13 protein-coding genes and 1 pseudogene are annotated in these 14,488 nt (G+C 64.2%); 12 read left to right on the forward strand and 2 right to left on the reverse strand.

Going from position 1 to position 14,488, the window contains the following annotated elements:
- Nucleotides 1-179: 179 nt before the first annotated feature.
- The 12 genes from JFU57_RS24050 to JFU57_RS24105 all read left to right on the forward strand — a co-directional run bounded on the left by JFU57_RS24050 (nt 180) and on the right by JFU57_RS24105 (nt 12,614).
- Nucleotides 180-884, forward strand: coding sequence for an ABC transporter ATP-binding protein (locus JFU57_RS24050; RefSeq protein ID WP_201130995.1), 705 nt, complete (start codon nt 180-182; stop codon nt 882-884).
- Nucleotides 881-2,080, forward strand: a complete 1,200-nt coding sequence (locus JFU57_RS24055) for an ABC transporter permease (RefSeq protein ID WP_201130996.1) — start codon at nt 881-883, stop codon at nt 2,078-2,080. The genes JFU57_RS24050 and JFU57_RS24055 overlap by 4 nt, the downstream gene beginning before the upstream one ends.
- A gap of 70 nt (nt 2,081-2,150) precedes the next feature.
- A complete protein-coding gene (locus tag JFU57_RS24060) occupies nt 2,151-3,569 on the forward strand; it encodes a TolC family protein (protein WP_242487515.1) in 1,419 nt (472 codons plus the stop codon).
- A 13-nt stretch (nt 3,570-3,582) separates the two neighbouring features.
- Nucleotides 3,583-4,848 (forward strand): HlyD family efflux transporter periplasmic adaptor subunit, encoded by a 1,266-nt coding sequence (locus JFU57_RS24065; RefSeq protein ID WP_201132183.1) that lies wholly within the window; start codon nt 3,583-3,585, stop codon nt 4,846-4,848.
- Between the two features lie 178 nt (nt 4,849-5,026).
- Nucleotides 5,027-5,668, forward strand: coding sequence for a DUF1345 domain-containing protein (locus JFU57_RS24070; RefSeq protein WP_078472965.1), 642 nt, complete (start codon nt 5,027-5,029; stop codon nt 5,666-5,668).
- 75 nt (nt 5,669-5,743) lie between these two features.
- Nucleotides 5,744-6,583 (forward strand): AraC family transcriptional regulator, encoded by an 840-nt coding sequence (locus tag JFU57_RS24075; RefSeq protein WP_201130998.1) that lies wholly within the window; start codon nt 5,744-5,746, stop codon nt 6,581-6,583.
- 51 nt (nt 6,584-6,634) lie between these two features.
- A complete protein-coding gene (locus JFU57_RS24080; RefSeq protein ID WP_201130999.1) occupies nt 6,635-7,249 on the forward strand; it encodes a LysE family translocator in 615 nt (204 codons plus the stop codon).
- 139 nt (nt 7,250-7,388) lie between these two features.
- Complete coding sequence (locus JFU57_RS24085) at nt 7,389-8,408, forward strand: LacI family DNA-binding transcriptional regulator (protein WP_342032573.1); 1,020 nt, start codon at nt 7,389-7,391, stop codon at nt 8,406-8,408.
- Between the two features lie 97 nt (nt 8,409-8,505).
- Complete coding sequence (locus JFU57_RS24090) at nt 8,506-9,288, forward strand: sugar phosphate isomerase/epimerase family protein (RefSeq protein WP_078472972.1); 783 nt, start codon at nt 8,506-8,508, stop codon at nt 9,286-9,288.
- Nucleotides 9,281-10,240 (forward strand): sugar kinase, encoded by a 960-nt coding sequence (locus tag JFU57_RS24095; RefSeq protein ID WP_201131000.1) that lies wholly within the window; start codon nt 9,281-9,283, stop codon nt 10,238-10,240. The genes JFU57_RS24090 and JFU57_RS24095 overlap by 8 nt, the downstream gene beginning before the upstream one ends.
- A gap of 69 nt (nt 10,241-10,309) precedes the next feature.
- Complete coding sequence (locus JFU57_RS24100) at nt 10,310-11,605, forward strand: MFS transporter (RefSeq protein WP_078472980.1); 1,296 nt, start codon at nt 10,310-10,312, stop codon at nt 11,603-11,605.
- A gap of 22 nt (nt 11,606-11,627) precedes the next feature.
- Nucleotides 11,628-12,614, forward strand: coding sequence for a 2-hydroxyacid dehydrogenase (locus JFU57_RS24105; protein ID WP_201131001.1), 987 nt, complete (start codon nt 11,628-11,630; stop codon nt 12,612-12,614).
- A 42-nt stretch (nt 12,615-12,656) separates the two neighbouring features.
- Here JFU57_RS24105 and JFU57_RS33710 read toward each other — a convergent pair whose 3' ends face one another.
- Together JFU57_RS33710 and JFU57_RS33715 are read right to left on the reverse strand one after the other, a co-directional pair.
- Nucleotides 12,657-13,520: a methyl-accepting chemotaxis protein gene (locus tag JFU57_RS33710; protein ID WP_371106491.1), complete on the reverse strand. Its 864-nt coding sequence runs from the start codon at nt 13,518-13,520 to the stop codon at nt 12,657-12,659.
- Nucleotides 13,515-14,321 (reverse strand): annotated as a pseudogene (locus JFU57_RS33715) (MCP four helix bundle domain-containing protein); the annotation flags it as partial. The gene JFU57_RS33710 and the pseudogene JFU57_RS33715, both read right to left, overlap by 6 nt.
- Between the last annotated feature and the right edge of the window lie 167 nt (nt 14,322-14,488).

Below are 14,488 nucleotides of genomic sequence, written 5' to 3' on the forward strand. Positions count from 1 at the left end.
ATTTGCCCCATTCCCCGAGCTTGACGGCTAGCGTCGCCTTGGGATCACAGCTACTATTCAAACAAATTTTTAAAAATAATAAATAAAACCAGTGCTGATCCTGTGTGCAATTCCCTGTCTGCCCTTCTCGGCCCTGGGGAATTCGCCCAGCGACGCCCAGCCTGCCAGCGCGGTAAGCAATGACAGACACAATTGCTCACGAAGGCTTCATCTCCCTGCAAGGCATCGGCAAGAGCTATCGGCTGGCAGACCAGCACCTGCAGATTCTCAAGGACGTCTCGCTGACCATCGAGGTCGGCGAAAGCTGCGCCATCCTCGGCGCCTCCGGTTCCGGCAAAAGCACCCTGCTTAATATCCTCGGTCTGCTCGATCTGCCGGACAGCGGCGAGTACCGCTTCGCCGGCCATGACATTTTCCGCGCCAGCCCCGACCAGTTGGCGGCCATTCGCAACCGACAAATCGGTTTTGTGTTCCAGAGCTTCAACCTGCTGCCACGCCTGAGTGCCCTGGACAACGTTGCCCTGCCCTTGAGTTATCGCGGCGTGGCGCGCCGCGAGTCACTGCAACGGGCCATGCACGTACTGGACCAGGTGGGCCTGGCAGAACGCGCCGAACACCGTCCCGCCGACCTCTCCGGCGGCCAGCGGCAGCGGGTGGCGATTGCCCGGGCACTGGTCGGCCAGCCCTCGGTAATCCTCGCCGACGAACCCACCGGCAACCTCGACAGCCAAACCGCCCAGGACATCATGGAGTTGTTGCTGTCGCTCAACCGCGAGCGTCACGTGACGCTGATTATCGTCACCCACGACCCGCACATCGCCCGCCGCCTGCAACGGCAGATCCGCGTGCACAACGGTGTGGTGCAGGAGGCGTGCCCGGCATGAGCCTGAGGGTCGAGCAAAGCGCCAGCCAATTGCTGCATGAGGCTTTTGTCAGCCTGCGCACCCTGGGCAAGCGCTCGATCCTGGCGCTGCTGGGCATCGTCATCGGCAGTTCCTCTGTGGTGGCGCTGATCAATATCGGCAACAACGCGGCCGAGGAAGCCGCGGCGATTTTCAAGGACATGGGCACCGATACCCTGTCTGTGCAGTTCCCCGGCGCTGCCGACAGCCGTGTACCGCTGCCGCCGATGCTGGATGTCGAGCAACTGCACCGGGACGCGCCAAACATGATGTTTATCGCCCCCGTGACCCTGGCCAGCGGCCCGCTGGTCTTCCATGGTCGCTCCACCGGCGCCGGACTGGTCGGCAGTACCGAAGAACTGGCCGGGGCCATGCGTTTCAATGTGCGCGAGGGGCGCTTTCTTTCGGACTTCGATCAGGGCGAGACCTACACCGTGGTCGGGCACAAGGTCGCCCAGGCCTTGAGTACCCCCGGGGATCCGCTGCGCCTCGGCGACCGGCTCAGGGTCAACGACTACCTGTTCCTGGTGATCGGCATCCTTCAGGAACAACCGGCGTCGCTGATGGTTCCGGTCCAGGCCAATGATTCGATCTTCATCCCCCTGCAAGGCATGCGCCGCATCTACCCCGCGCCGCAGATCAGCAATGTGATCGCCCGGGCGGCCATGGGCCAGGACATGAACCAGGCCGCCGAAGATCTGACCCAGGCCTTGAAGCAGCAACTGCGAGGCAGGGATATCGCCGTGCAACTGCCGCAACAGATCATCGACGGCATGACCCGCCAGAGCCGCACCTTCAGCTACCTGCTGCTGGCCCTCGGCGGCATTTCCCTGATTGGCGGCGGGGTTGGCGTGATGAATGTGATGCTGATGAACGTGTCCGAGCGCCGGCGGGAAATCGGCATTCGCATGGCCTTGGGCGCGCGCCGCCGGGATATCCGCAATCTATTCCTGCTGGAAGCCGTGACCCTGACCGCCGTCGGCGCGCTGTGCGGGGCGGTGCTGGGCGTCGCGGCGGCTTCCATTTATGCGGTGCTGTCCGGTTGGCAATTCACCCTGGCGGCGGCGGCCCTGCCCCTGGGTGTCGGCAGTACCTTGCTGGTGGGGCTGTTTTTCGGTCTGTATCCGGCCGTCTCGGCGTCTCGCCTGCAACCGGTGGAGGCCCTGCGCGATGAGTGACTGGCGCCCATGGATGGTTTGCGTCCTCTACCTGTTCAACACCCACCTGCTCGCGGCCACCGAGCCCAGCATGGCCAGCCAGGCCGCCGCGCCCTCATTGCGCAACGCCCAGGCGCGCAGTGTGCTGCTGAGCCAGCAAATGACCGACCTGACCCTGGGCGATGCGGTGTACCTGGGGTTGCGCAATAACCGAGGGATTCGCAGCGCCTACCTGCAGCGGGTGGCACAGAAGTTCGACCTGCGGGTGGCTGAAGACGCTTTCAACCCCAAGCTGCTGCTCAATGGCAACTACCGCACTGCCCAAGGCACCGCCGACCGCAGCCGCAACGCCACGGTCGCGCCAACCACCAGCCTGCTGGGTGAATACGGCACGCGCCTGAGCATGGCCTGGACCCAGCAACTGAACAACGCCGACCGGGCCGGGCGCTATCGCAGCGATGGCCTGGACCTGGCCGTGATCCAGCCACTGCTGCGCGGTGCCGGCTGGGACGTGACCACCGCCCCGCTGCGCCTGGCGCGGATCTCGGAGCAGGCCAATCGCCTCAACCTCAAGTCCAGCGTGGCCCAGACCATTTCTGACGTGATCACCACCTACCGCGAACTGCTCAGGTCCCAGGAGCAACTGGCCATTGCCCGGGAAGCCCTCAAGCGCGCCTCGGCCCTGCTGGAGGTGAACAAGGCGTTGATTGGCGCCGGGCGCATGGCGGAATTCGAGATCGTGCAAACCGAGGCCGACATTGCCACCCAGGAACTGGGGGTGGAAGAGGCGCAGAACCAGGTGGACATCAATCGCCTGTCGCTGCTGCGCTTGCTGGCCCTGGACCTGTCCACGCCGATTCGCGCTAGCGAGGCCCTGGAGGCCAGCAAAGTCAGCATCGACAAGGGCCAGGCACTGCGCCTGGCCCAGGTGCAGCAGCCGCAATATTTGTCCACCCTGCTGGGCAGCCAGCAGGCCGACCTCAACCTGGTGATCGCCAAGGACCAGAGCCGCTGGGATGTGTCGCTGGTCGCCGGGGCCAACCAGATCAGCGACCGTTATGACAACGATAACGGCAACGGCTCCGGGCGCCGCTGGGACAGCTATGCCGGGGTCCAGGTACAGATTCCTATCGGCGATCTGAGTACCCGGCAGGCCGAGGTCCATGCGCGGGTCGACGTGGAAAACCAGGAACTGGTGCTGGCCGATGCCCGCCAGGCCCTGGAGCGCAGCGTCAACGATGTGGTGCGTGACCTCGGCACGCGCTGGCGGCAATACGAGATCGCCCAGCGCGCGGTGGATCTGTCGCGGCGCAAACTGGACATCGAACGGGAAAAACTCAGCGCCGGACGCTCCAGCAACTTCCAGGTGCTGAGTTTCGAAGGCGACCTGCGAAACGCCGAAAACGCCCGCCTGAATGCACTGATTGCCTATCTGAACGCCCAGACCCAGCTGGATCTGACCCTGGGCATGACTTTGGAGAGCTGGGACATTGCGCTCAACGACTATTGATAAGACGGGTGTTATCCGCCGTCACAAGCGCACGTTGCAGGTTGGCGCGCTGTTGCTGGTACTGGGCGTGGCCGGGTTTGCCGTGCTGCGCTATCAGGCACCCGTCGCCGAACAGCCGGCCCGCGCGCAGTGGATTGCCGTGCAACCAAAACCCTTGAGCCATCAGATCGGCCTGGTGGGCAAGATCGAGCCGCAACAGACCATCACCCTCACCGCGCCTTTTGACGGCAACGTCCAGGCCAACCTGGTGGAACAGGGGCAGCGGGTCGAGGCTGGGCAGGCCTTGTTGCAGATGGACCCGGCACTCCTGGAAATCCAGTTGCGCGATGCCTTGTCGACCCAACTCAAGGCGCGCCGCGCGGTGCAGGAACTGCAGGACTGGGACAGCAGCCAGCAAGTGACCCGCGCCCGGCGCGCGGTCAGGACCTCGGAAATGGCCCTGAGTAACTCGGAACGCAAGCTCAATGACAGCCAGAACCTGTTCAGTCGTGGCATCGTCGCGCGCAATGAACTGGACGACCTGAACCAGCAGTTGCAGGTCCAGCGCCTCGACCTGCAGGCGGCCAAGGGCGAGCTGGAGCAGACCCTGGCCCAGGGCAAAGGCGAGTACCTGCAGATCGCCGAAATGGAACTGACCAACGCCACCGTGAAATACCAGGCGCTGCGCACCCTGCTTGAAGGGCGCAATGTGCGGGCGCCCTTTGCCGGAATCGTGGTGCCGGCGCCGGGCTCGACGGGCGGGCAAAACTCCAGTGCCATGGCCTCGGGGCCGGTTCAGGCCGGTGCGCGGGTCAACCAGGGGCAAGTGTTGTTCGGCCTGGCCAACATCGAGCAGTTGAAGATCGTCAGCAAGGTTTCGGAGCTGGACATCAACCAGTTGCACCCGGGGCAAAGCGTGGAGATTCTCGGCGACGGTTTCGACGGTGAGCGCCTCAATGGCACGGTGGATATCGTCAGCAGCCTGGCGACCTCCGGCGACAGCGCCGGAGGCAGCGCGCAGTTTCCGGTGACCCTGTCGATCCCCAAGCTGACCCGCGAACAGCTGCAACGGGTGCGCCTGGGCATGAGTGCGCGCCTGACGATCGTCACCTACCGCAATGACCAGGCGTTTATCGTGCCGCCCGCGGCGATCCAGCGCGGCCCCGACGGCATGAGCGTGGAATACCGCCAGGGGCCGGACCAACCGGTGCAGCGCTTGCCGGTCACCGCCGGCAAATCCACCGCCGAAGGCGTGGAAGTGTTCGGCCTGCAACCCGGCCTTATTCGCCTCCCCGAGTGATCCAAACCCCGGATCTGGCCTGTAGCCGCTGCCGCAGACTGCGCTGGCCCTCGAGAACGCCAAGGATTATCAGGCTGATACGTGGTGTTACGGATGGCCAGCGTGGTTTGCCCTTGAGGGCGCCGTGGGGTGTTCATGCTAGAGTTCGCCAGCCCCCAGCCACCCTCAGCGAGTCGCCATGCCGCATATCGTCCGCACCCACCCCCGCCTGACCGCCGGTGCCCTGATCGGGCTGGCGGTCGGGATCCTGGCCCCGGCCGACTCGGTGATCAGCAAGATCCTCATCGGCTGGAACGCCGGGGTCTGGAGCTACCTGGTGCTGATGTTCTGGCTCGCCGTGCGGGCCAGGGCCGACGATGTGAAGCGCATCGCCGAAGTCGAGGATGAAAACGCCAGCCTGGTGCTGTTCATGGTGTGCATCGCCGCCCTGGCCAGCCTGGCGGCAATCACCTTCGAGCTCAGCGGCAGCAAGGACCTGGAAAGCACCCGGCGCCTGTTGCACTACGGTTTTACCGGCATGACCGTGGTCGGCTCGTGGCTGTTGATCGGGATGATTTTCAGCGTGCACTACGCGCGGCTCTACTACACCTGGGATGGCAAGGAACCGGCCCTGCGCTTCGCCGAAAACCTGACCACCCCCAATTACTGGGACTTCCTGTACTTCTCTTTCACCATCGGCGTGGCGGTGCAGACCGCCGACGTCGGCGTGGCCACCCGTGGCTTGCGCAAGATCGTGCTGGCGCAGTCGCTGATCGGTTTTCTGTTCAACACTGCGATCCTCGGCTTCTCGATCAACATCGCCGCCGGGCTGTTCAGTTGACCGCGCACAAATCTTCTAGACCCGCCCTGGGCGGCGGGCGCTAACTGACGACCTTGACCCTTTCGCGGAGCGCCCATGACTGCGCACAACTGGATCGATCTGGCCCAGGACGCCGAGACCGGCATTGAAACCCTGCGCGCGCACTTCACCGGCCATGCCTACGACCCACACTGGCACGACAGCTACCTGGTGGGCGTGACCGAGCAAGGGGTGCAGCAGTTCAACTGCCGCCGTGCGCGGCACCAGAGCACCCCGGGCAAGGTATTCCTGCTTGAACCCGGCGAGTTGCACGACGGCGAGGCCCCCAGCGCCGGCGGCTTTACCTACCGCATGCTGTACCTCGACCCGCAATGGCTGACCCGCGAACTCGGCGCACTGTTCGAAGAGGCGCCGGCCGACAGTCAACTGAGCTTCGCCAGCACCCTGGCCAGTGACCCGCGCCTGGCCCAGGCCACCTGCAACGCCTTCCACAGTCTGCACAGCGGGGAACTGCGGATCGTGCGCCAGAGCGCTCTCGACCAACTGCTCGAACAACTCACCGGGCACCTGCACTGGCGCCAGCGTTATCGCGATGACCCGCGCCTGCCGCTGGTGGCCCACCGTGCTCGGGAGTACCTGCACGCCCACGGCCAGCTGGACATCAGCCTCAATGAACTGAGCCAGGCCTGCGGCGTCGACCGTTTTCGCCTGAGCCGCGCGTTCAAGGCGGCGTTTGGCTTGCCGCCCCACGCCTATCTGGTGCAGTTGCGCCTGGCTCGGGCACGGCGCCTCTTGGCCCGTGGCGAACCCACCGCCGAGGTGGCCATGGCCCTGGGGTTTGCCGATCAGAGCCATATGGGGCGCTGGTTCGTCCGCGCCTACGGCCTGACCCCGGCGCTGTACCGCAAGCGCTGCACAAAGCTTCCAGACGCCTGAGGCGCTGCTTGGCGAAGATGGCGTCTCGATCTTCCCCGGAGCTAGCCTGCCATGTCGTCTTTTCCCACCCTGCTGCCGTTTTTACTGTTTGCCTTCGTCGCCTCCATCACCCCCGGGCCGACCAATATCCTGGTGCTGAGCAACAGCGCCCGCTACGGCTTCAAGGCGGCGTTGCCGATCATCCTCGGTGCCGGCATCGCGGCGGCCACTATCGTGCTGCTGGTGGGCAGCGGCTTCGGCCAGTCCCTGACTCGCCTGCCTGCGGTGCAACACGCCATGCAAGGGATCGGCATCCTCTGGCTCAGCTACCTGGCCTGGCAGATCTACCGCGCACCGGCCACAGCCCTCGTCCCCACAACTGATAGCGGCAACCCGCGCCGCCTGGGACTGCTGGGGGGTGCCAGCCTGCAATTGGTCAACCCCAAGACCTGGATGATGGCGCTGGCGGTGGTCAGCGTATTCGCCGGTGAAGGCGCCGAGCGCCAGAGCCATGTGCTGTACCTGTCCCTGGCGTTTTTCCTGATCTCGCTGCCGTGTCTGGGAGCCTGGGCCATGCTCGGTGCCGGTTCGAGCAAGGTGCTGCGCTCGCCTATTGCCATGCAGCGTTTCAACCGGGGCATGGCCCTGCTGTTGCTGGCTTCGGCCTGGCTGAGCCTGTTGGCTTGAGTCACGGCGCCCGCCGTTGGTCAGATGCCGCGGTGGATCGGACTTGACGCCGATTGCGCTTTGCTGTTTCCTGAAACCGGTTTCAGTGCAAGTTCAAGCTTGGCGAAATCCAATAATCAAAAAAATAAGGTCGTTGCCCGTGAACAGTTTTTCCGCCGCCCAGCGCAGCCGCGTCACCATGCTTGATGTGGCCGAGCGCGCCGGAGTCTCCAAGGCCAGTGTCTCGCGCTTTATCGGCGACGACCGCGCCCTGCTCTCCGATGCCATTGCCCTGCGCATCGAGCAGGCGATCGAGGAACTGGGCTACCGCCCGAACCAGATGGCCCGCGGCCTGAAACGCGGGCGCACCCGCCTGATCGGCATGCTGGTGGCCGATATCCGCAACCCCTATTCGATTGCCGTGATGCATGGCGTGGAAACCGCCTGTCGCCAGCACGGCTACAGCCTGGTGGTGTGCAACACCGACCGCGATGACGAACAGGAACGCCAGCATCTGGCCAACCTGCGTTCGTACAACATCGAAGGCCTGATCGTGAACACCCTCGGCCACCACCTGGACCAACTGCGCGAACTGCACCAGGAAATGCCCATGGTCCTGGTGGACCGCAAGGTCGACCAATTGCACAGCGACCTGGTGGGCCTGGACAACCCCGCGGCCGTCAACGCCGCCCTCAGCCACCTGCAGGAGCGCGGTTACCGCGACATCGTGCTGGTCAGCGAACCCCATGACGGCACCAGCTCGCGGATCGAGCGGGTCGCCAGCTTCCACAACGAAATCGCCCAGCGCCCGGGCCTGCACGGCCAGGTCCTGGAAACCGGCAGCGCCCTGACTCAACACCTGAAGCACTTCCTCGCCGCCCCGGGCCCGGGGCCCAAAGCCCTGTTCTGCGCCAACGGCGTCGCTGCGCTGGCGGCCACCACGGCCCTGCGCGAACTGGATTGCCCCCTGTTCGACGAGATCGGCCTGATCGCCCTCGATGATCTGGATTGGTATCCCCTGGTGGGCAATGGCATCACCGCCCTCGCCCAACCCACCGAGGCCATAGGCGCGAGCGCATTCGAATGCCTGCTCAAGCGCCTGCGCGGTGACACCCAGCCGCTGCGGGTGCTGGATTTTGCGGCGCAGTTGATTGTGCGGGGATCGACCCGGGGTCGGTGAAACACAGTATTTCGCGGTAATCGCTGCCGACAGATGTTGGATGCGCTTCAGCAAAATTTTTTGAACAAAAATGAAACCGGTTTCAGAGGTCAGAACAATGCATAAATCACCCGTTTCCATCAGCCTCTCCAGCTACGGTGCCGACCTGGTGCGCACCCAGGGCCAAGGCCATTTCATCGAGGTGCTGGCCGCCGCCGGGGCCTCGCGAATCGAATGGCGTGAAGAGCTGCTCACCGACGAAGTCCCGGCCGAACTGGCCCAGGCCACTGCGGCGCAGCAACTCGAAAGCCTGTTTTCCTCGCCACTGGAACTGTGGGTCGCCGGCCAGTCCCAGGCCAATCCGCAGCTGGAACAGGCCCTGTTGCGCGCCCATGCCTTTGGCGCCACGAGTTTGAAAGTGTCTCTGGGCTACTTCACCGACAACAACGACCTGCAGAGCCTCGGCGCCTTGCTGGCGCGGCACCCGGTGCGGCTGCTGGTGGAAAACGACCAGACCCTGCACGGCGGGCGAATCGAACCGTTCCAGCGTTTTTTCGATCAGGTCGAGCGCCTGCAACTGCCGGTGCAAATGACGTTCGACATCGGCAACTGGCAGTGGCAGGACCAGTCGGCCGCCACCGCCGCGCGCCTGCTGGGGCGGCATGTCGGCTATGTGCATTGCAAAGCCGTGGCGCGCCGCGCCGACGGCAAGCTGGTGGCCATCCCGCCGAGCGCAGCCGACCTGCATCTGTGGGAACAACTGTTGCGGCACATGACCCAAGGTATTAACCGCGCGGTGGAATACCCGCTGCAAGGCGAGGACCTGGTGCAACTGACCCGTGACCACGTCGGCACCCTCGCCCGCCTGGGCCAGTCACGCCTGGAGAACGCCCATGTCTGAGATCGATATCCTGTCGTTCGGTGAAACCATGGCCATGTTCGTCGCCGAGCACAGCGGCGACCTGGCCCAGGTCGGGAATTTCCATAAACGCATTGCCGGCGCCGACAGTAATGTTGCCATTGGCCTGTCGCGCCTGGGGTTCAACGTGGCCTGGCTGAGCCGGGTCGGCGCCGATTCATTCGGCCGTTTTGTGGTCGACACCCTGAAGGCCGAGGGCCTGGACTGCCGCTTTGTCGAGACCGACCCCGCGCACCCCACCGGGTTTCAGCTCAAATCCCTCGAAGAACACGGCGCCGACCCTCGGGTCGAGTACTTCCGCCGTGGCTCGGCAGCCAGCCGGCTCTCGGTCAACAACATCGCGCCGGCCTTGTTGAAGGCCCGGCACCTGCACGCCACCGGCATCCCGCCGGCTCTCTCGGCCTCGGCCCGGGAGCTGTCCCAGGTGCTGATGAGCCAGATGCGCGCCGCCGGACGCAGCCTGTCGTTCGACCCCAACCTGCGCCCCAGCCTGTGGGACAGCGAAAAACAGATGATCAGCGAGATCAACCGCCTGGCCGTGCAAGCCCATTGGGTGCTGCCGGGCCTGAGTGAAGGTCGCCTTTTGACCGGCTTGCAAGACCCGGCCGATATCGCCGCGTTTTACCTGGACCAGGGGGTCGAGGCCGTGGTGATCAAGCTCGGGGCCGCCGGCGCCTATTACCGCACCCAACTGGATCAAGGTTTTGTCGAGGCCGTGCCGGTGGCCGAGGTGGTCGACACCGTAGGCGCCGGCGACGGCTTTGCCGTGGGCCTGATCAGCGGCCTGCTGGAAAACCTCGGCATGGCCGAGGCCGTACAGCGCGCCAACTGGATCGGCAGCCGCGCGGTGCAGAGCCGTGGCGATATGGAAGGCCTGCCGCGCCGTGAAGAACTGCCCCCGCCCGCTGCCGTTCGCTTGCGATCCAGCGCCTGACCGCCGCACCCGATTGACCCGTGACGCGTTACCTGCTGCGACAAAAACAACAAGCTCAGGAGTTCCATCATGCACACCGCAAAACTCGCCACCCGCCGCTGGTGGTACATCATGCCCATCGTCTTTATCACCTACAGCCTGGCGTATCTGGACCGCGCCAACTACGGGTTTGCCGCCGCCTCAGGGATGGCCGCCGACTTGATGATCACCCCGGGACTGTCGTCGCTGCTGGGCGCCCTGTTCTTCCTCGGCTACTTCTTCTTCCAGGTGCCGGGGGCGATCTACGCGCAAAAGCACAGCGTGAAGAAGCTGATTTTTGTCAGCCTGATTCTCTGGGGCGCCCTGGCGACCCTGACCGGTATCGTCTCTAACGCCTATATGCTGATCGTCATCCGCTTCATGCTCGGCGTGGTCGAGGCCGCTGTGATGCCGGCGATGCTGGTCTACCTGTGCCATTGGTTCACCCGTGCCGAGCGCTCCCGCGCCAACACCTTCCTGATTCTCGGCAACCCGGTGACCATGCTCTGGATGTCGGTAGTCTCGGGCTACCTGGTGGAGCATTTCAGCTGGCGCTGGATGTTTATCATCGAAGGTCTGCCGGCCGTACTCTGGGCGTTTATCTGGTGGCGCCTGGCGGATGACCGCCCAAGCGAAGCCAAATGGCTCACCTCGCAGGAAAAACAGGACCTGCAAAGCACCCTGGACGCCGAACAGGTGGGCATGAAAGCGGTAAAGAACTACGCCGAAGCCTTCCGCTCACCCAAGGTCATCATCCTGGCGTTGCAGTTTTTCTGCTGGAGCATCGGCGTCTACGGCTTTGTGCTGTGGCTGCCGTCGATTCTCAAGCACGGCGCGCAGATGGACATGGTCGAGGCCGGCTGGCTGTCGGCGCTGCCGTACCTGGCGGCGGTGATTGCCATGCTCGGGGTGTCCTGGGGCTCGGACCGGATCCAGAAGCGCAAACGCTTTGTCTGGCCGCCGCTGCTGATCGCCTCCGTGGCCTTTTACGGCTCCTACCTGCTGGGCGCCGAACACTTCTGGTGGTCCTACACCTTGCTGGTCATCGCCGGGGCCTGCATGTACGCGCCCTATGGGCCGTTCTTCGCCATCGTGCCGGAGATTCTTCCCGCCAACGTGGCCGGCGGTGCCATGGCGCTGATCAACAGCATGGGCGCCCTCGGCTCGTTCGGCGGCTCTTACCTGGTGGGTTACCTGAACAGCGCCACCGGCTCGCCCGGCGCTTCCTACCTGCTGATGAGCGGCGCGTTGCTGCTGTCGGTGGTCCTGACGATTTTCCTCAAGCCCGGCGCCAGTGACCGCACGGCGCCGGCCTTGCCTGCTCGTCGACGCTTGGCCCATTCCTGAACCGAACACGGTGGTGAACCCGATGAAAAAACAGGTTGTTGTCTACAAAAAAATGTCCCCGGAGCTGATGGCGCGTCTGCAAGCCCAGGCCGAGGTCACGCTGATCGAAGACTTGAGCCCCGCCGGCATGGACCGCCTGCGTGAAGCCCTGCCCCGGGCCCAGGGCCTGCTCGGCGCAAGCCTGCGCCTGGACGCCGAACTGCTGGACCTGGCACCGCAGTTGGAGGCGGTCGCCAGCGTCTCGGTGGGCGTCGACAACTACGACATCGACTACCTGAGCCAGCGCAGGATCCTGCTCAGCAACACCCCGGATGTGCTCACTGAAACCACCGCCGACACCGGTTTTGCGCTGATCCTGGCCACCGCGCGGCGGGTGGTGGAACTGGCCACCCTGGTCCGCGCCGGGCAGTGGAACAGCAACATCGGCCCGCGGCACTTTGGCAGCGACGTGCATGGCAAGACCCTGGGCATCATCGGCATGGGGCGCATTGGCGAGGCCCTGGCCCAGCGCGGGCACTTTGGCTTCGGCATGCCGCTGATCTACCACAGCAACTCGCCGAAACCGGCGGTGGAGGCGCGCTTCAACGCCCGCTATTGCAGCCTGGAGCAACTGTTGCAGCAGGCCGATTTCATTTGCCTGACCCTGCCGCTGACCGCCCAGACACAGGGCTTGATCGGCGCGAAGGAATTCGAGCTGATGCGCCCGGAAAGCATTTTTATCAATATTTCCCGGGGCAAGGTGGTGGACGAAGGGGCGATGATCGAGGCGTTGCAGCAGCGCAAGATCCGCGCGGCCGGGCTGGATGTGTTCGAGCGCGAGCCGCTGGACCACGACTCACCGTTGTTGCAACTGGACAATGTGGTGGCCACCCCGCACATCGGTTCGGCCACCCATGAAACCCGCGAAGCCATGGCCCGCTGCGCCGTCGACAATCTGTTGGCGGCATTGGCCGGACAACGCCCGGCCAATCTGGTCAATCAACAGCTGTGGCCGCAAGCCGCCGGTTAAACCGGCTTCCGGCGCCGTGACGGGCGCCGGGTTCACGCCTGGTCAGATGACGAAGCGCGCCACCATGCTGTTCAAATCCACCGCCAGGCGCGACAGCTCATGGCTTGCAGCGCTGGTCTGGTTGGCTCCTGCCGCCGACTGGGTAGCCAGGTCGCGGATGTTCACCAGGTTGCGATCGACCTCCCGCGACACTTGAGCCTGCTCTTCCGAGGCGCTGGCAATGACCAGGTTGCGCTCGTTGATCAGGTTGATCGACTCGGCGATCTGCTCCAGGGCCACACCGGCGGCGCGGGCCATTTCCAGGGTGCTCTGGGTCCGTTGATTGCTTTGCTGCATCGACTGCACCGCCTCGCCGGTGCCGTTCTGGATCCCGGCGACCATTTTTTCGATTTCCTGGGTCGACTGCGCAGTGCGGTGGGCCAGGGCCCGTACCTCATCGGCCACCACCGCAAAACCACGTCCGGCCTCACCGGCCCGGGCTGCTTCGATCGCGGCGTTCAGGGCCAGCAGGTTGGTCTGCTCGGCAATGGCCCGAATCACATCCAGCACCTTGCCGATGTCTCGACCCTGGGTGGCCAGGCCTTCGATCATCACCGAGGTGTTTTGCACGTCGTGGGTCATGGTCTGGATCGCGTCGACGGTCTGGACCACGCGATCACGGCCTTCACGGGCGGCCTGGGTTGACTGATGCGAGGCCTCCGAAGTCGACACCGCGTTGCGCGCGACCTCTTCCACGGCGGCGGTCATTTCATTCACCGCAGTGGCGGCCTGTTCGATTTCGTTGTTCTGCTGTTGCAGGCCACGGGAGGCTTCCTCGGTGACCGCGCTGAGTTCTTCCGAGGCTGACGCCAGCTGGGTGGCAGAGCCCGAGATCTGCTCGATGGTACGGCGCAGATTGCCCTGCATATCGGCCAGGGCGCTGAGCAGCCGCGACGACTCGTCCTTGCCGTCGACCTCGATGACTTTGGTCAGGTCGCCGCCGGCAATGGTTTGCGCGGCGCTCAAGGCCCGGTTCAGCGGCTGCACGATGCTGCGGGTCAGTAACAGCGCGAGGAGCACCGTCATCAATGCCGCCGCCAGGGCGACCAGGATGATCCAGGTGATCGCGCTGTCGTAATGGTTGCCGGCATCGGCTGATGCCGCCGTGGCATCGGCGGTGTTGATCGCCACCAGCTTGTTCAGTTGGTCACCCATCAAGTCGGTGCCGTCCTTGATCCGGGTGTTGATCAGGCTGCGCATCTCCTCCAGCTTGTTCTGCCGCGACAGCTCCAGCATCTGGTTCTGGGCTTGCAGGTAGTTTTCCAGGGTGGCGGCAAAGGATTTGTACAGCGCCGCTTCCTCGTTGCCCGCCGGCAACGCTGCGTAGCTGGCCTGGGCCTGCTTGAGCTTGTCCACCAGCACGCCGATGCGGGTTTGCGCTTCATCCAGGCCGGCCGCCTCGCGGTTGACCAGGATGCGGAACGACAGGATGCGCATGCGCAGGACGTTCTCGGTCATGTTCCCCAGGTACCTCACACTCGGCAGTTGGATAGTGTCCATATCGATGGACGCCTGGCGAATGATTGACATGCGGTTGACCGCAAACACACCTAACACCACGACCAGCAACGCAATGAACGCAAAACCGAGGAAAGCGCGAGGCGCGATATTGATATTACGTAGGGACATAGGACGACTCTCGGGAAATAAGGGGTTGCGCGCATCCATGCCAATAGCCCTGTCGGCCAGCCGTGCTGGAGGTGTGACAGGTCGGCCCGACTGTTGTAGTTGGTCTGCGAGCCTGTAATGGATATCGGCCGGACTTGAGGTTTAATGCGTCCGCCGGCAAAAAATATTTCCAGTTGTGACCAGGTAGTCACAATCAATCAACGGCC

The organism is Pseudomonas sp. TH07 (genome assembly GCF_016651285.1).
Lineage (GTDB): Bacteria > Pseudomonadota > Gammaproteobacteria > Pseudomonadales > Pseudomonadaceae > Aquipseudomonas.